The sequence below is a fragment of the Roseibacillus ishigakijimensis genome (assembly GCF_016595415.1).
Taxonomy (GTDB): Bacteria; Verrucomicrobiota; Verrucomicrobiia; order Verrucomicrobiales; family Akkermansiaceae; genus Roseibacillus; species Roseibacillus ishigakijimensis.
In genome coordinates, this window is record NZ_JAENIO010000005.1 from 47,986 (window position 1) to 64,535 (window position 16,550).

The window sequence follows — 16,550 nt, forward strand, 5'->3', positions numbered from 1 at the left end:
TTTTACCCCACCGTCCTTTTGGTCCTAGAGTGGGGGGAATGAAAGAGATTTTGCTCGCGAACAGCACCTTTGGTCAGGCCGCCCGCCAATTCGATCGAACAGCGGAATTTTTGGAGCTGGACGAGGCCGTGGCCGAGCGTTGCAAGTGGCCCAAGCGCCTCCTGTCCTTCTCCATGCCGGTCAAGATGGACGATGGGCGCACCGAGGTCTTCTTTGGCCATCGCGTGCAGCACCACCTCTCGCGGGGACCGGTGAAGGGCGGCATCCGCTACCACCCCGATGTCGAGCTTGGCGAAGTCGCCGCCCTGGCGATGTGGATGAACTGGAAGTGCGCCCTCATGCGCTTGCCCTTCGGGGGAGCCAAGGGCGGCATCGCCTGCGATCCGCACCAGATGTCGCTGGGGGAACAAGAGCGCCTCACCCGCCGCTTTGCCCAGGAAATGTTGCCTTTCATTGGAGAAGATATTGATATCCCCGCGCCTGATGTCGGCACCAATGCCCAAACCATGGCCTGGATTGTCGATACCGCTTCCACCCAGGCCGGGCACTTCACCCCCGGGGTCGTGACGGGCAAGCCCCTCGAGCTCCAGGGCTCGGCCGGGCGCACCCAAGCCACCGGTCACGGCGTCGCCTTTACCGCCACTCGCGCCCTCTCCCGACTGGGCATCGACTGCGAAGGCGCGTCGGCCGTGGTGCAGGGCTTTGGCAACGTCGGCAGCTATGCCGCCGAGACCCTGCTCTTTGATGGGGTGAAGGTGAAGGGGGTTTCCGATGCCTCAGGCGCGATTTGGAATGATGAGGGACTCGATATCTGTCGCCTGCGGAAGTATGCCGCCGAGAATGGCACCGTGGTCGACTTCCCCGAATCGGAGCCCATCGATCCTTGGGAAATGATGGTTCAGAAAGTCGACGTCCTCGCCCCCTGTGCCCTGGAGCGGGCCATTGACGAGAAAATGGCCGCCGAGCTCCAATGCCGCGTCCTGGCGGAGGGCGCGAATGGCCCCACCACCACCGCAGCGGATACCGTCATCGAAGAGCGTGGCGATATCTTTCTCATCCCCGATGTCATGTGCAATGCCGGTGGCGTGACGGTGAGCTACTTCGAGTGGGTGCAGAACCTGCAGCGCTTCTCGTGGACCGAGCGCGAGGTCATCTCCAAGCTTGAGACCCAGATGGCGACCACCTTTGATCGTCTCGTCTCCTTTGCCGAGGCCCGCAAATGTGGTCACCGCGTCGCCGCCCTTGCCCTGGGAATCAAAGAAGTGGCCGACGTGAAAAAGACCCGTGGCCTGTATCCGTGAGGGAGACCAACTCACTGCGGCATGGGGGGGGCATTTTCAGTCTCGGAACGCTCGCCGATGGTGGGTGCGAGTGAGGACCTGGGTGAATTTCATTCCGGCTTTTCCTCCTTGCTGAGAGCTTCCAGGGCTTTGATTGATTCAGACGCTTCGCGTTCCTCCCTGGCGATGCGGCGGCGCTTGGCGAAGCCATCGTATTGTGATTTCGCGGACTCGTCGGCTTCTTGCTTGGTGACTTTGCCCGCGTGGTCGAGCACGTCCCGCTCGTTGAACCGGAGGAATTCATCGAGCTTCGTCTGCCAATCCCGGAGGAAAATCTGTTTGCGCCGTTTGGCCTGATTAAAGGCGAAGTCCAGCCACATCACGACGATGCGGTTCAGCTCGTCGATTTGATTCGAAGCCCCTCACGGCTTCTCACCCTACGGGCTCCAGGCGCAAAGCGCCTTCCGTCCAAAACACCTACAAGCCTTCGGTGTTTTTCGTCTTCGTGCAGGTAGTTCTTCGCCACGGTGACATCCGTTTTGCGGACGATCTCGCCCTTCCAGACCGTCAGCCCCATGTTCGGTTGCGAGGCATCCGCGCGCTCGGCGATGAGTTCGGCCGCAGTGTGGCCCGTCGCGGCGAAGTGTAGCTTGTTCTGGATGATCTGGAAAAACCTCACCGATTCCTTGCGGGAGGGCTCGTAGTCCGCAGCGAGAGCGAAGATCTCGCGCACGCGCAGATACATGCGTCGCTCGCTGGCCCGGATGTCCTGGATGCGGGCGAGGAGCTCGTCGAAGTAGTCTGGAACGGCGGAGGTCCCGGAAATGTCCGGATTCTTGAGCCGCTCGTCATCCATGGCGAACCCCTTGACGAGGTATTCCTGCAGGCGAGTATTTGCCCAGCGGCGGAACTGAGTGCCACGGGGCGATTTGACCCGAAAGCCGACGGCGAGGATGGCTTCCAGATTGTAATGCTGGACATCGTAGGCTTTGCCGTCGGCGGCAGTTGTCCGGAAATTCCGGACAACTGAATCGGCCCCCAATTCGCCTTCCTCGAAAAGGTTTTTCAGATGCTCGCTGATGGTCTTTTTCGAGCGATCGTAGAGCTCGCCCATCAAGGCTTGTGAAAGCCAGATCGTCTCGTTCTCGAAACGGCACTCGACCCCCGCTTTCCCGTCCTCGGTGGTGTAGAGCAGGAACTCGCCGCTGGGCGTGTCTGGGGATTCTTCATTCATAAGGGATCATTCATCGTTTGGGCTCTCGGGCTTCGGTGAATTTCCTGAGTCGAGGACCTCCCAGTAACCGCCCTTCTGTGGACCTTTGTATTTAAGCTTTCCCTCTTCACGTAGCTTTCTTGCCGCTCGTTCCACTGCGCTCAGTGACTTGTCGATCAAAATAGCGACCTCTTGGAGGGTGAGAGTTGAATCTTTTCTAAGAATCTCGATCACAGCATCGGGCGTTTTCACCGGCGTTTTCACCGGCGTTTTCACCGGCGTTTTCACTGAACTCTTTTCCGAACTTTTCTCCGGCATTCGGAAAAGCTCTACCAAAACACCGCCGGAGCGTTCTTGGAATACCGGCTCCGCGAGTCCTGCGGCTTTACAGGCTTCACTGATCTTTTCGACGCCCCGCCCCCAGGAATCGACGTAGCCTGCTTTGTAGCAGGCCTCGGCGAAGAGGGGATTGCGGGGGATGGATTCGTGGGCTTGGAAGAGCTGCTCGATGCTGAGTTCTTCGGGCAGGCTCCCGGCGTTCCATCGTTCCATAATGTGAGAGGGTCGTCGTAGGCCTTCATCTGGGTCATGCTGCCAAGGTAGTTGCGGTGGACGAGGGCATTGAGCAGCATTTCCCGCAGAGCCTCGACCGGGTATTCCAGTTCTTCGATGCGGTGGATGCCTTCAAACCGCACCGGCTTGGTGAGGAACTTTCGCTCCAATTGCTCGAGAATGTCGGGAAACATGGATACGAGGTTGCCCTCGCTGACTTCCTGAAACCTGAGGTCTGCTTCGCTGTCGCCAAAGCGGCCGATTTTGACAAAGAGGTTGGGGTAGAACTCGCCCGGGTCCTTGCCAAAAAGCACCAGCGCGGCTCGGGTGAGGCCTTCGCGGGTGGTGAGACGCAGTTTTTTCAGGATCTTCTGATCAGATAAATCGGATAAGTCTGGCAGACGGCCCGCCTTGGCCGCGTCGCGCTTGAAGCGGTCCATGGCTGCAGGATCGATGTCCTCTGGTGTCGCCTGAGGTTCAATGACTCGATCCCAGGTCAGCCCCATTTTCTTGAGCAGAAAGTCATTGAGTGCGGCACCTCTCAGCTCCTGTTTGACGCTACCGGAACGCCAGTAATACACCCCGCGCAGCGAGATCGGAACCGAAGAGGGGGCCACCGTGATTTCGAGGTAGGCTTTGCCATTCTCCTCCTGCAGGTCGACCTTCGGCATCAGCCCCAGCTTGTCACGGATCTTGTTGGGCAAGTCTTCCAGCATTTTCTCCGCCTTGGGCAGCCCGACCACCTTACCCGCATCATCCTTGCCGATGAAAATCCGACCACCCTCCGCATTGGCAAAGCCACAAATCCACTTCAGGTAGTCGTCATGCCATGACTCCTTCCATTCGGTGTTTTGGGATTCTTTGGAGTGTGGGTTCATTTTAATGATCTGTTGATGCCGTGATGTCTTTCTTTTCGCTACTCATAACTCAGCATTCAGCATTCGTGCGTAGCGCGCAGGGTTGGGCTTCGGTGAACTTCATGAGGTGGCACTTCCTGCTGCTTCGGTTTCTTGCTCGTTTGCCTCACTCTCAGGCTGCTCGCCGATACTCGCCAAAAATGCATCATATTGATCACGATCTTGTCTTAACCGTTCAACCATTAACCGAGCCACCTCCTGTATCTCACTCGCATCAACAGGCGTTGATCCGCGCTCAAATGATCCAGCTAGGTGAGAGTATTCGTTGCTAACTCGTGTCGTAAGAATTGTCGGAATGCTGTGCCCCTCGAAGAACTTCCTCATGCTCTCCAGATGAATCTCTCCGCTTCGATCTCTCGATCCATGGGGGTATTTGTAGTAGAGAAAGATCTCCAAAAACTTCCGAGCGTTGTTTCCAAAGTTGTAAATGATCGAGTAGTTATCGTCGGTCACACTCTCAATCTTTGAGCAGAGGTATATTTGGTGAAAGAGATAGTTAAATTCGGTCACGTATTCCCGAAGGTATTCAGGCATTACGATAATTTTCGACACTCTCAGATGACGCTCCACCACAAAAAAACGACATTCATATGGCTGTTTGTTTTGATGGTGGTTTACAAATGATCCTCGAAGCCTTTTTAGATACTTGAGGAAGTCGAGATTGTGGGTCGACACGAAGAGCTGTTCGAATCGGTTCTCAAGAACAATTTCTGTCTGAATCAGACTGAAGATAAAAAATATGTGATTTGAATCGAGGCTGGAGATCGGATCATCGATCCAGATAATTGGATTGGTTCCACGGGTCTCAACATCATCCAGCTTGGCCATGAAGTAGCAGAATGCTAGAAGGCTTATTTCTCCTTCGCTTAGATGGTGTGCTTTTTCGCCATCTCGCATTACCACAAAGCGCACACTTATTTCGCCAAGCTCATCCTCTTGATTCTCTTGAGCCTCGAGAGTCAAGAAGCTGTGGCCAAAGTGGTCGTTGAGGTATTCATTTACCTTTATTGCACCCTTCTCTTCGTCGTTCATCTCACGACGCTTCACTTCGATCTCCTGCTTTTTCTGCGAGATAGTCTGCTCAACACCAGACGCCGCGTCTGAGGCCTCCTGCTGGAGCGTGGCGAGCCGATCAATCTCGGCTTTCTGATCGCTGTAGTTGACGTTGACAGCGAACTCATGAACGGTCTTTAAGCGAAGCTCTGTGCGGGCAGTTGCCTGATCCTCTCCTAGAGAGCTGCTGTATTCATTGGCTTCCTTTCGAAGAGTCTCATAGTCGCTGAGGGCTGCGCGAATCAGATCGCAGTGGTCATCCTGACCTTGGAAATCCTTCGAGTGGATTATGTCGTCCTTTCTCGCTTGTAGCTGCTTGGCTAGTTCTTCTAGCGAGTCCGAGTATTTGGCGACAGCTTCTTGGTGTGCCTCTTTGATTTCGGTCAGGCGACTTCTGAACTTCGAGTAGAAGGTCTTCTCATCAATCTCAAAAACTCCTTCCAACTTGACCTTTTCATTTGCGATGGACTCAAGGAGCTGATCAATCGCTTCTTCGAGCTTTTCGGACTCTTCATCAAAGTGTTTATCTAACTGCTCCCAACGTGATTCTTGAATCTCGTTTCCGCAGAATGCACAGGTCTTGCGTTTTGATCGATGGTGATCCCGTCCTTCTTTTACCCATCGATTCAAGACGGCTTTAGCTGCCAGCTCTTCGATCTTATCTGATTGGGCTACTGCTTTTGTGACAAGTTCTTCGGTCTCTGTCACGAGTTGATCCCATGACAATGACGGGTATTCCAGTGCAGCGACATCATCGTTTACCTCCTCCTTTAGAAGTTCTTCGTTGGAAGCAATCTTCTCATCTGAAATCGGATCGAATTCCTCTTTGAGAACCTGGTCTATTTCATTTCGAAGTTTTGATATTGTGTAGTTCTGGTCGCCGAACTTGTCTGAATTGTATTTAATGCTCTCATTTCCAGCCGTGGCCTTCGTTCGCAGTTGCGACTCCAGAGTGTTCTGCGCGGTCTGGTGGGAATTGGTAGCTTGTGTTTTGGCTGCACGTTTCAATTTCAACTTCGCGAAGAGGCCTGTCTCTTGGCCTTCCTCGTTCGATCCAATCTCTGCTTCAATTGCTTCGATTTGCTCTTGGATGGCGACATTGTCGTCACCGATCAGCGCAAATGGCTCGACCGCTTCGTCTGGGTTATTAATGAAGCGGAGGTTGTCTCGAACAAAGTCTTCGTTAAAAACGCGAATTTTTCCGACGTAAGCATTGAAGTTTTCGTGAGTTGTTACCGAGCCATCATCAAAGACAATTTCGAATTCCCGGCCCTCAAACTTCTCTGAAAGGAACTGGGTTTCAAGCGCCCTTAGGAGGCGAGAGAGTGTCGTCTTACCAGAGTAGTTTCTGCCGTAGATTACATTGATATGCTGGAAGCATTGGGGTTGTCCGTTGGCGTTTACTACTTCCTGATCCCATTGGAAGGCTCCGAAAACTCCGAGGTTAGTGATTCGCCGAAACTTCTTAATCATGTCAATGTCTCCTTGGTAAGTTGTTTGCTGTCGAAGATGCCAAGCTCGCCGGAGATGAGTTTTGGGAGGATGGTGTCGCGGAGTTTTGTGAGGGATTGTGACACCGACACGCCATCTAAGATCTTGTCGTAGATCGCTCCAGTTGTCTCCGTGTAAGCAGCTGCAACAGATTGGCTCAGAGCGACAATCTCGAAAGGTCGGAAGGCCTTTTTGCTGTTTTCTGCAAATGTGCTTCTGCCTGCTGCTCGTTTAATGTCGTCCATTTTTGATTCAGTCCACTGTCGAATGTATTCTGATGATAGCCGCTTGTTTCCCATCCGCCCAGGAATCCAGCCGAGCACTTTGATTTCTTGAAATGCGGCGGCTTCGGGTTTGGCGATGTGCTTGGGGGTGGATTTGTTGAGGGAGGGCATGGACGGAGTGGGGGGTAGGCGAGTGGTTGCCAGAGGTTAACAAGAGTTGAGCGAGAGAGGGAAGGGGGAAGGGAGATTTATTTGAGGGCTTGAGGAGGGGAGGTTTCTTCTTCCTCCTGGGGTGGCTTCTTGAAATGTGGGCGGGGGAAGCGACGTTCTGTCTCTTGCTCGTTATGATTGTCCTGGTTCTCCTTTTGTTCTGTCTGCCTTTGTGGGGGCAAGGCCACTGGGCCTATGAGCCTCCGCAGGCCCCGGTCTTGCAGGGCGAGGGGCATCCCATTGATGAGTTGCTGGCGATCGCACGGAAGGAAGAAGGGCTGGCGGTGAATGAGTTAGCGACTCCCCGGGAGTGGCTGGAGCGGGCGGCTTATACTTTGACGGGACTGCCGCCGTCGGCGGCGCAACTGCGAAAATTGGCCGCAGAGCCAAGCGAGGAAGGGTATCTCCAATTGGTGGAGGAGCTTTTGGATTCTCCGGCTTATGGCGAGCGCTGGGCGCGCAATTGGATGGATGTGGCTCGTTATGCGGATACGCAGGGGTATAATTTTGACCGCGATAATCGCTATCCTTTTGCTTACACTTATCGCGATTGGCTGGTGCAGGCCTTTAATGAGGATTTGCCTTTTGATGAGTTTGTTCATTGGCAGATAGCGGGGGACCACTTGACGGAGAAGGAGGAGGACCCCAATCTGGCTGCGTTGGGTTTTCTGACCGTGGGGCAGCGGGCGGGGCGGGTGGAGACCATTGATGATCGGGTGGATGTGGTCACGCGGGGCTTTCTAGGCACGACGGTTTCCTGTGCGCGTTGCCATGAGCACAAGTTCGATCCCATCACGACGGAGGATTATTATTCGCTCTTTTCCATCTTTGAGAACCTGCGGGAGCCTGAGGAGAAGCCCGTCATTGGTCAACCTGATGACCAGGCCGCCTTTGAGGACTTTCAGCAGCAGATGGCGGCGATTGATGAGAATGATCTGAATTACCGGCGAGAGTTTGTGGCGCAGTTGCGTGAGCCGGAGTCCCTGGCGGTGTATCTGGAGCTTGCCTGGCAGGCCGGGCAGGAGGATTGGGATGAAGGGAAGGCGACCGGGGAGGCTTTCAAGCGGGGTCGGTATCGGCCCAAGGCGGTGATTCGCTGGCGAGATTTCCTGCGCGATCAGGGCGCGGGAGTGGCTCGGTTGCAGGCTTGGCAGGAGGCGATGGCGAAGCCGGCAGAGCGAGCGGAGGCAGCGCTGGCCTTGGCCAGGGAATGGGCGGAGGCCGAGGAGGGGGACTTGGCGCGATTGCGCGGGGAGTCGTCCTGTCCCTTGTCCTACGATGAGCAGAAGGTGCGTCAATTCTATGACACCAAGGATAATCAGGAGAACGCGCGTTTCCGCAGTGAGCGGGCGGCCCTGCAGATGGAGCATGCGGGCTCGCCGCCGCGTGCGATGGTGGTGCGGGATCGCAAGGACTGGCTTCCGGCCCAAGTTTATTTGCGTGGTGACCCCAATAATCGCAGTGAGGCCTTCGAGCGTCATTGGTTGTCTTTCTTGGGGGGAGAAAAGTTTGGGGAGGGGAAGAGTCCTCGTCTTTCGCTGGCGGAAAAGATAACGGAAGTGGGCAATCCGCTGACTGCTAGGGTGTATGTGAACCGGGTGTGGAACTGGCACTTTGGCCAGGCATTGACCGAGCCCAGTGACTATGGTTATGAGGTGCCCGAGCCTCCGCTTTTGCCTTTGCTCGACTATCTGGCTCTTTACTTTCAAGAGCAGGGGTATTCGAGCAAGGCTTTGCACCGCCATCTTCTCTCCTCTCGCGCTTTCCGGTTGTCGGCAATGAGTTCTGCGCGGAACCGGGAGCGCGATGAGGGGAATCGGTTCTATTGGCGTTGGCAGCCGCAACGGCTCGACTTTGAGGTTATGCGGGATCGGATGTTGGTGACAGCGGGGAGGTTGAATCTGGCCCAGCGGGGAGGTCCGGCCGCCCGCTTGGGGGAGGAGGGGATGGCTACCCGGCGCACTTTGTATGCGTTTGTGGACCGCTATCAGCTCGATTCCGACTTTGTGGCCTTTGATTTGCCGCACCCTGATTTACATGCGGCGAGGCGGGTGGAAACGATTGTGCCTCAGCAGTCCCTTTATCTTCTCAACGGAGAGGGGGTGATGGCGGCGGCCCGGCATCTGGCGGCGGCTCCAGAGCTCGCGGCGCTGGCGGAGGCGGGGGCGCAAGTGGACTGGATATACGAGCGGATTTTCCAACGGTCCCCGAGTGCGGGAGAAAGGCGAAGGGCGGTTGAGTGGTTGCAGTCGGCGGAGGAAGAGCACTATTTGCCGCCCCTGAGTGGTTATTGGGAGGTGCGCTATGCGCCAATGAAGGAAGGGGAGCTGGGGGAGGAAAAGTCGTTCCCCTTGTTTGCCGACGGAGTCTGGAAGACGGGACCGGGGCTGTCGAAGGCTCCGTTGCGGTGGTTGCATGCGGGGGCGCAGAGCGGTCATCCCTTGCGCGATTATGCTCTCATTCTGCGCTTTCGGGCGACCGCTGCGGGGGAGATTCGGCTGCGGGGGAATCTTCGCCGCAGCTCGGCAACCGGAGATACCCTGGCGTGGGAAATCCGGGGAAATGACGGGCGCCACCTGGCCGGGGGCGATCTTCCTCCAGGGGCTAAGCGGAGTTTTCAGCATGAAGCGGTCCCGGTGAAAAGCGGGGAGGCGATTTCCTTTCTCCTCCTGGCTCCCGAGGGCCAGAACTCGGGGCATACCAGTTGGGATTTTGCGGTTGAGGGACGGCAGCGGGAGGGGGAGGAATGGGCGTCTTTCGCGACTCTCGGGGGCAGCTTTCCGCAAAGTGAGGAGGTGCCGCCGCTGGAGGAGGTGGGTTCTCCGCTGGCTGACTTGATTCAGATGCTCTGGGCCTCCAACGAATTTCACTATATCTACTAAATTCCTGGTTATGAATCATCATTCTCTGAGCTCCCGTGACCTCTTGCTTGACCGGCGCGACTTTCTCAATCGTTGTGGAATGGGATTTGGGGCGATGGCTCTGGGGGGGCTGCTCGACCAGGCGATGGCCAGTGAGGAGGTGACCCACTTTGCGCCCAAGGCCAAGCGGGTGGTGCATTTGTTCATGAATGGGGGGCCATCCCAGGTGGACACCTTTGATCCCAAGCCTGCTTTGCAGAGCCAGCATGGCAAGGCGATCCCCTTGCAAGGGCGGAAGACCGAGCGCCCGACGGGGGCGGCCTTGCGGAGTCCTTTTTCTTTCCAGAAATATGGGCAATGCGGCTTGGAGGTGAGCGAGCTTTTTTCGCACACCGCCCGTCATGCCGATGACCTTTGTGTGATTCGCTCCATGCAGGCGGATGTGCCCAATCACGAGCCCTCGCTGATGTTGATGAACTGTGGGGATGCCCGTCTCTCGCGTCCTTCCATGGGGTCGTGGGTGAGTTATGGCTTGGGAAGCGAGAATGAAAACTTGCCGGCCTATGTGTCGCTTTGTCCGGGGGGGATGCCCATCAAGCGGGCAGAGAACTGGCGATCGTCATTTCTTCCGGGGAGTCATCAGGGCACTTATCTGGATTCTTCCATTCAGGAGGTGGATCGCATGATTGCGAACTTGCGCAATGGGCGAATTGGGGAGCAGCGGCAGGCGAGGCAGTTGGCTTTTCTCCGGCAATTGAATGAGCATCACCAGTCCCAGCACGCTCACGATCCTCAACTGGAGGCGCGTATCCGGAATTTTGAGCTGGCTTATCGCATGCAGAGCGAAGCCACTGATGCCTTCGACGTTGGCCGGGAGCCGGAGGAGGTGCGTGCGATGTATGGAGAGGGCTCCTTTGCCCGGCAATGTCTGATGGCCCGTCGGCTGTTGGAGCGTGGGGTGCGGTTTGTCCAGCTGTGGCATGGGCCGGGGCAACCGTGGGATAGTCATGATGACATCGAGGATCACCGTCGTTTGGCGGGGCAATGCGATCGGGCGATTGGGGCCTTTCTTTCCGATCTGAAGATGAGGGGCTTGCTGGAGGAGACTCTGGTGCTGTGGGGCGGGGAGTTTGGGCGCACGCCGGTGGTGGAGCTACCCAAGGCGGGGTCCAATAAGGGGGTGATGAAGGGGCGGGACCACAATCACTATGGCTTTACGGTCTGGATGGCTGGGGGTGGCGTCAAGGGTGGGCACGTCCATGGCGCGACCGACGAGTTTGGTTTTGCGGCGGTAGAAAAGCCGGTGCATGTGCATGATCTCCACGCCACGATTCTTCATCTTCTCGGCTTTGACCATGAGAAGTTGACTTACCGGTATTCGGGGAGGGATTTTCGCCTGACCGATGTGCATGGAGAGGTGATCCATGAGATTGTGGCGTAAGAGTGGTTGGGGCAAGCTGGTAGCTTGGGGTCACATTCGGCAAGCTGGAAGCTCGCCGCTACGATTTGAAGAGGGAACGAGGGGGACGGTGTGTTTGGGCAAGCTGGAAGCTTGGGGTCACTTTCGGCAAGCTGGAAGCTCGCCGCTACGATTTGAAGAGGGCGCGAGGGGGACGGTGTGTTTGGGCAAGCTGGAAGCTTGGGATCACATTCGGCAAGCTGGAAGCTCGCCGCTACGATTGGGGCTGGAAGAGGGAGGTGCTGAAGTAGCGTTCGGCCCGGTCGCAGAGGATGGTGACCACTTGCGAGGTGGGGCCCAGCTCGCGCGCTACGCGGAGGGCGGCGGCGATATTGGCTCCGGAGGAGGTGCCGACGAGGAGCCCAAAGTCGCGATGGAGGCGGCGGGTGGTGGCCATCGCTTCTTGGCCACTGATGGCGACCTTGCGGTCGATGGGGGCGGAGGCGAGGAGGCGGGGCTGGAAGTTGACGGAGACGCCTTCGATGCGGTGACAGCAGGGGAATTCGCCGGGGAGGGCATCGCCTCCGGGTTCCATGCAGACCACTTCGAGATCGGGCCATTTCTCTTTGAGGGCCTGCCCGGTGCCCGCGATGGTGCCCCCGGTGCCGTAACCGCTGACGAAGGCCTGCACGGGCCGGGAGGTCTGGGCGATGATCTCGCGGGCGGTGGTTTCGTAGTGATCGCGGGCATTGAGGGGATTGGCAAATTGCCGGGGTAAAAAGATGCGTGCATCCCGGGCTGCGACGTCCTCCGCGAGGTCGATACCGGCTTGATAGCTTCCCTGGCAGGCAAAGAGCTCCAGTTCGGCACCCAGTTGGCGAATGAGATTGCGCCGTTCCACGCTGGCACTATCGCTCATCAGGATTTTTACGCGATAGCCACAAGCTGCTCCGATCATGGCGAGGGAGATGCCGGTGTTGCCACTGGTGCATTCCAGAATCAGGGAATCGGGGGTCAGCTCGCCCCGGGCCTCGGCGTCGAGAATGAGGCAGCGGGCGAGGCGATCTTTGACGCTGCCGCTGGGGTTGAGAAACTCGGCTTTGGCCAGAATTTCCAAGCCTTCGGGTTCGAAGCGGAGGCGCAGGAGGGGGGTATTGCCGATGAGGTCCAGGACGGGGCGGTGTGGTGGAGCGAGGGTGGTCATGTGTCTTTGGTGATTAGAAATCGCTGTGGGGGAGGTGGAGGCCGTCGAGGAACATCTGCACCGCGACGGTGATGAGGAGCATGCCCATGAGGCGCTCCATGGCAGTGACGCCGCGCTTTTTCAGGAGGCGGACCAGCAGGGGTGCGCTGCAGAGAATGACGGTGGTGATAAGCCAGACCACCATGATGGCTCCCCACACACTGGCGCGTTGATCGGGGTATTGGCTGCTGATGATCATGATCATCGCAATCGCGGAAGGGCCGGCCAAGAGGGGAGCGGCGAGGGGCACGATGAAGGGCTCGCTCTCGCCCGGAAGCACGAGGCTTTCATCGTTCTTTCCCGGAAAAATCATCCGCAGTGAGATGATGAAAAGCATCACCCCCCCAGCGATGCGGAGGGCTTCCGGGCTTATCTCGAGAGTGGCCATGAAGGCTCGTCCTCCGAGAAAAACGATGGCAAAAATGAGGAGGGCAATGAGGCATTCCCGTAGAATAACGGTCCGCCGACGTTCCGGGGGCACGTTTTTGAGGGCCGCGACGAAGATGGGACTGTTGCTCAAGGGGTCGATGACCAGGAGGAGAGTGAGAAGCGTTTTTGCAAAATCCACGAGTTAATAGACTCGATTTCCGAGCAGGAAGCGAGCCGGGATTTTGCTTTTTACGCGATTTTTTTGGCTAGTAGAGCGTTTTGCGAGGCTCGGTGACCGGCGATTGCTCGTTGGCTTTGAGGACTTTCTCAAAGTCGCCTTCTTCACAGCAGCGCACAAAGCCCTCTGCGTAGCATTTCAATTTGTCCCAGTGTTCGCGGATATCGGCGGATTCGTCGCTGTCGATGGAGTTGTCGAGGGCGGCTTGGGAGATGCGGGAGAGGAGAACAGAGAACTGGGCAACAATCTCGTTGGTGGCCGGGAGGTATTCGAAGCCCTTCTCGCAAGCGGAATCCGGATTGCGCACGTAGTAGCCGCCCGCGCGTGCGCAGAGCCACTCCACGATGCGGATATCGCCAGTCAGCCGGATGATTTCCAGGATGCGGTCGAGGGGATTGCGGGAGCCCGAGCCGGTGGCTGATTGTTCTTGGGCCCACTTGTAGACGAGGGAAAGGGAGACTCCCAGCTCGGAGGCCACGGCTTTGGGAGAGGTTTTTTCAAAGGCCTTTTTCAAGACTTCGTGAGATTCCATAACAAAGGTCTACCGACATTTGTCAGAGCGGAAAAGAAGGAACTGTCCCAAATGAGGGGGGGAGATGACAAAACAGCCAACTCCTGGCGAGGAGTTGGCTGTTGCTAAAGAAGGGGAATTGCCGGGGAAGTCCCGCTTAGCCTTTGATGTCGAGAAGCTCGACTTCGAAGACGAGGGTCTCGCCAGGGCCGATATTCGGGCCGGAGCCGCGATTGCCGTAGGCGAGGTCGGAAGGGATGTAGAGTTTCCACTTGGAGCCCACGGGCATCAGTTGCAGGGCTTCCACCCAGCCTTGAATCACGCCTCCCACGGGGAATTCGGCAGGTTGGCCGCGTTCCACGGAGCTGTCGAAGACGGTGCCATCGAGGAGAGTGCCATGGTAATGAACGGAAACCGTGTCGGAGGCGGCAGGCTTTTTGCCCTCGCCAGCGGTCAGGACTTCATATTGCAGGCCGGATTCGGTCTCGGTCACTTCCTCGCGCTTTTTGTTTTCGCTGAGGAATTTTTCGCCGGCCTCGATGTTTTCGGCTGCGGCCGCTTCCTGCTTGGCCATAGCCTTGGCTTGCATTTCCTGCTGGAATTTCATCATCACGGCTTGCGCTTCTTCGTCAGAGACTTTCGACTCGGTGCCCGCAGCCACTTCCTTCAGACCGGCGTGGAGGAGGTCGAGGTCCAGCTCCAGGCCGTCGGCTTTGATGCTTTCGCCGATGTTGCGTCCGATCAGGTAGGAAGCTTTTTGTTGATCAGTTTCGAGCTTCACTTCTTCAGCGAGAGCGAGAGGGGAAAAGGAGGCCAACAGAAGGCCTGCGGTAAGGAATGATTTCATCATCGGAGGTGACAATCAGGCTCTCTGGCGATGGGGTCAAACGAATATCTCGATTTTTCTCAAAGGGTGAGGAAGGGAGAAAATGATGAAAGAAAGCTTGGTCCGGGCTCGTCAAGAGGCCCTTTTCCCTTTGCGATGACGGCCATGACAACCCCTTTCTTGACCATTGCGCGGGCCACGGTGTGGCAAGGCTCCACCGCCGCGCTCAGGGAGCTGGACCTCACTTTATCCTTGGGAGAGAGCGTGGCCATCCTCGGTCCCAATGGTGCGGGCAAAAGCACCTTGCTCAAGCTCCTCGCCGGACAATTGCGGCCGGCCTATCATCCCGAGACCCGTTGCGAGCTTTTTGGCAAGCGGCTCTGGGACCTCGATACCCTGCGGGAAAGAATCGGGCTCGTTATGCCCGAAGAGGTGAACCGGTTCCATCCCGCTGAGGAGGCTTTCGATGTCGTGCTTTCTTCCTTGCAAGGGGCCTATGGCATCACCCGGCAGATGCGCTTCAGTGATGCCGATCGCCGGGCGACCCGCGAAGTGATCGAACGGGTGGGGGTCGGGCCGCTGGCCGGGAAACCCTTCGGCCAACTTTCCTCCGGGGAGCAAAGGCGCTTCCTGATCGCGCGTGCGCTAGTGCACCAGCCGGAGGTCATCGTGCTCGACGAGCCCTCCACCGCCCTGGACTTCGCGGCGGCGGTCACCCTGGGGCAGACCCTCCGGCAGCTGCTGCGGGAGGGGCAGACTCTGGTCTGGGTCACCCATCATCCCAGTGAGATCCCGCCCGAAGTGCAGCGGGTGATCTTGTTGCAGGCCGGCCGGGTCTTTGCAGATGGAACTCCCCGGGAAGAGCTCACTTCTGCCCGGTTGAGCGAGCTTTATGGCCTTCCGCTCAGCGTGGACTGGCACCGTGGCTGGTGCGAGGTGCGACCCGAGGAGTGAGAGGTGTGGAGTGCTTGGCTGAAATAAGCAATCTTTTGTCCTTTTCTGATAGTTGAAGTGATGTTTTTGGCGCCGATTTGACTGAAGTCTTGGATGATTTGCCGTTTTTCTTCAGATATTGTCTTTTTTCGTCGTTTTGTTTTCCGAAGTCTCTCCTTTGGCTCAGGGCGCGTCAGATTTTATCTGATTGACGGGGAAAGAGTGAGGACTTGAGATGAAAACGTTCCCCTGTCGATTAAGAAAAAGTTTGAGTCTTCTTCGGGCAGGGGTCTTAAATCCACATAGATAATGAAAAAACCTACCACTATCATCTGTTCCTTAACCGCTTCGCTTTCATTTTGCGGGCTTTCTCAAGCCGCTCTCCTCAGTCACTGGACCTTTGATGATGGAAGTGGGCTGGTGGCGGCCGATACCGGAGGGTCGGTGGCCAACAATGGAACCTGGGCCAATGGCTCGGGCGATGGCTTGACCTGGGTCAGCGGGGTCGTTGGCGGGGCTGCACAATTGGCAGGGACGGTGAGCGATCAGCATTTTGACATCACCTCGGGAATTGAAGCTGACAACAAGACTCAGCTTTCCTACTCAATGTGGATCGCTCCCAACCTCACTCAGGCTGGCTCGGGTGGGGATTTGGATAACAAGGGCATCTTTACGACCGGGAGCGCGCAAGTCGCGCGCACCGACGGGATTACGGAAACGGTTTTTAACGGTCAGTTTTGGGGGGCGACTTGGCAATTTCAGAATGGACTCCGCCTCGACAATACGGGTGCTTTGCAGAACATCCAAGTTTATGACGGCTCAGAGACCGTGCCGGTCTGGAATCACGTCGTCTTCACGTGGGATGGCACTGCAGGGTCGCCGGCCTCCGGCGACGAGGTGGTCAATGTCTTTGTGAATGGGGGCCTTGCGGCTACCACGAGCTCGCGAAATGTCTCGCGACTGATTGACGACGGGGATTGGCAAATTGGCCGGGATCGGGCGAATACCGGACGGATGTATGGAGGAGCCATTGACGATCTGGCGGTCTGGGACCAAGTGCTCACTCCGGAGGAGGTGAATTATATTTATCAAGGAGGGCTGGTGGGCCTGGATGCGCCGACTGCGCTCGTGGCGCAAGTGCCTGAGCCCTCGGTGGGATTGTTGGCGGGATTGGGGGGTCTTGTGCTCCTTCGCCGACGCCGTCGCTAGAGTCGTCAGGGGGCTCAAGTG

12 protein-coding genes and 3 pseudogenes are annotated in these 16,550 nt (G+C 57.0%); 5 read left to right on the forward strand and 10 right to left on the reverse strand.

All coding sequences use genetic code 11. The annotated features are described in order from the left end of the window. Window positions 1-38: 38 nt before the first annotated feature. Window positions 39-1,301, forward strand: coding sequence for a Glu/Leu/Phe/Val family dehydrogenase (locus JIN78_RS03130; protein WP_200390476.1), 1,263 nt, complete (start codon window positions 39-41; stop codon window positions 1,299-1,301). 89 nt (window positions 1,302-1,390) lie between these two features. On the opposite strand, the pseudogene JIN78_RS03135 reads toward JIN78_RS03130, so the two are convergent. From JIN78_RS03135 to JIN78_RS03155, 6 genes and pseudogenes are all read right to left on the reverse strand, one after another. Further along, window positions 1,391-2,514, reverse strand: a pseudogene (locus JIN78_RS03135) (virulence RhuM family protein). Window positions 2,515-2,520: 6 nt separating this feature from the next. Then, window positions 2,521-2,781, reverse strand: coding sequence for a winged helix-turn-helix domain-containing protein (locus JIN78_RS03140; RefSeq protein WP_200390586.1), 261 nt, complete (start codon window positions 2,779-2,781; stop codon window positions 2,521-2,523). 99 nt (window positions 2,782-2,880) lie between these two features. After that, window positions 2,881-3,045 (reverse strand): annotated as a pseudogene (locus JIN78_RS17915) (ATP-binding protein); the annotation flags it as partial. Window positions 3,046-3,647: 602 nt separating this feature from the next. After that, window positions 3,648-3,923, reverse strand: a pseudogene (locus tag JIN78_RS17920) (AlbA family DNA-binding domain-containing protein); the annotation flags it as partial. Between the two features lie 99 nt (window positions 3,924-4,022). Further along, window positions 4,023-6,488, reverse strand: coding sequence for an AAA family ATPase (locus JIN78_RS03150; RefSeq protein WP_200390478.1), 2,466 nt, complete (start codon window positions 6,486-6,488; stop codon window positions 4,023-4,025). Next, on the reverse strand, window positions 6,485-6,901 hold the full coding sequence (locus JIN78_RS03155) for a restriction endonuclease subunit S domain-containing protein (RefSeq protein WP_200390479.1): 417 nt from the start codon (window positions 6,899-6,901) through the stop codon (window positions 6,485-6,487). Before JIN78_RS03155 ends, JIN78_RS03150 begins: the two co-directional genes overlap by 4 nt. A gap of 173 nt (window positions 6,902-7,074) precedes the next feature. Here JIN78_RS03155 and JIN78_RS03160 point away from each other — a divergent pair, with 173 nt between their 5' ends. Continuing rightward, window positions 7,075-9,822: a DUF1549 and DUF1553 domain-containing protein gene (locus JIN78_RS03160; RefSeq protein ID WP_200390480.1), complete on the forward strand. Its 2,748-nt coding sequence runs from the start codon at window positions 7,075-7,077 to the stop codon at window positions 9,820-9,822. Window positions 9,823-9,832: 10 nt separating this feature from the next. Then, on the forward strand, window positions 9,833-11,242 hold the full coding sequence (locus tag JIN78_RS03165) for a DUF1501 domain-containing protein (protein ID WP_200390481.1): 1,410 nt from the start codon (window positions 9,833-9,835) through the stop codon (window positions 11,240-11,242). A gap of 232 nt (window positions 11,243-11,474) precedes the next feature. On the opposite strand, the gene JIN78_RS03170 is transcribed toward JIN78_RS03165, so the two are convergent. The 4 genes from JIN78_RS03170 to bamJ form a co-directional block, all read right to left on the reverse strand. After that, window positions 11,475-12,404, reverse strand: a complete 930-nt coding sequence (locus tag JIN78_RS03170) for a PLP-dependent cysteine synthase family protein (RefSeq protein ID WP_200390482.1) — start codon at window positions 12,402-12,404, stop codon at window positions 11,475-11,477. Window positions 12,405-12,417: 13 nt separating this feature from the next. Then, a complete protein-coding gene (locus JIN78_RS03175) occupies window positions 12,418-13,011 on the reverse strand; it encodes a MarC family protein (RefSeq protein ID WP_200390483.1) in 594 nt (197 codons plus the stop codon). A gap of 67 nt (window positions 13,012-13,078) precedes the next feature. Next, complete coding sequence (locus JIN78_RS03180; RefSeq protein WP_200390484.1) at window positions 13,079-13,582, reverse strand: phage regulatory CII family protein; 504 nt, start codon at window positions 13,580-13,582, stop codon at window positions 13,079-13,081. 136 nt (window positions 13,583-13,718) lie between these two features. Continuing rightward, window positions 13,719-14,411 carry a BamJ family beta-barrel-assembly machinery protein gene (bamJ, locus tag JIN78_RS03185; protein WP_377173760.1) on the reverse strand — a complete coding sequence of 231 codons (693 nt, stop codon included), beginning with the start codon at window positions 14,409-14,411 and terminating at the stop codon, window positions 13,719-13,721. A 141-nt stretch (window positions 14,412-14,552) separates the two neighbouring features. On the opposite strand from bamJ, the gene JIN78_RS03190 reads away from it, so the two are divergent. Both JIN78_RS03190 and JIN78_RS03195 read left to right on the forward strand, forming a co-directional pair. Further along, the gene (locus JIN78_RS03190) at window positions 14,553-15,341 is read left to right on the forward strand and encodes an ABC transporter ATP-binding protein (RefSeq protein WP_200390486.1); all 789 of its coding nucleotides are present in this window, start codon (window positions 14,553-14,555) and stop codon (window positions 15,339-15,341) included. Window positions 15,342-15,629: 288 nt separating this feature from the next. After that, window positions 15,630-16,529 carry a LamG domain-containing protein gene (locus tag JIN78_RS03195; RefSeq protein WP_200390584.1) on the forward strand — a complete coding sequence of 300 codons (900 nt, stop codon included), beginning with the start codon at window positions 15,630-15,632 and terminating at the stop codon, window positions 16,527-16,529. Window positions 16,530-16,550 lie beyond the last annotated feature (21 nt).

What these genes read in the sequence shown, in the direction of transcription:
- JIN78_RS03130 (WP_200390476.1), top strand. Translation starts at nt 39, where the DNA reads ATGAAAGAGATTTTGCTCGCGAACAGCACCTTTGGTCAGGCCGCCCGC.
- JIN78_RS03150 (WP_200390478.1), bottom strand. Translation starts at nt 6,488, where the DNA reads ATGATTAAGAAGTTTCGGCGAATCACTAACCTCGGAGTTTTCGGAGCC.
- JIN78_RS03155 (WP_200390479.1), bottom strand. Translation starts at nt 6,901, where the DNA reads ATGCCCTCCCTCAACAAATCCACCCCCAAGCACATCGCCAAACCCGAA.
- JIN78_RS03160 (WP_200390480.1), top strand. Translation starts at nt 7,075, where the DNA reads ATGATTGTCCTGGTTCTCCTTTTGTTCTGTCTGCCTTTGTGGGGGCAA.
- JIN78_RS03165 (WP_200390481.1), top strand. Translation starts at nt 9,833, where the DNA reads ATGAATCATCATTCTCTGAGCTCCCGTGACCTCTTGCTTGACCGGCGC.
- JIN78_RS03170 (WP_200390482.1), bottom strand. Translation starts at nt 12,404, where the DNA reads ATGACCACCCTCGCTCCACCACACCGCCCCGTCCTGGACCTCATCGGC.
- JIN78_RS03180 (WP_200390484.1), bottom strand. Translation starts at nt 13,582, where the DNA reads ATGGAATCTCACGAAGTCTTGAAAAAGGCCTTTGAAAAAACCTCTCCC.
- bamJ (WP_377173760.1), bottom strand. Translation starts at nt 14,411, where the DNA reads ATGATGAAATCATTCCTTACCGCAGGCCTTCTGTTGGCCTCCTTTTCC.
- JIN78_RS03190 (WP_200390486.1), top strand. Translation starts at nt 14,553, where the DNA reads ATGACAACCCCTTTCTTGACCATTGCGCGGGCCACGGTGTGGCAAGGC.
- JIN78_RS03195 (WP_200390584.1), top strand. Translation starts at nt 15,630, where the DNA reads ATGAAAAAACCTACCACTATCATCTGTTCCTTAACCGCTTCGCTTTCA.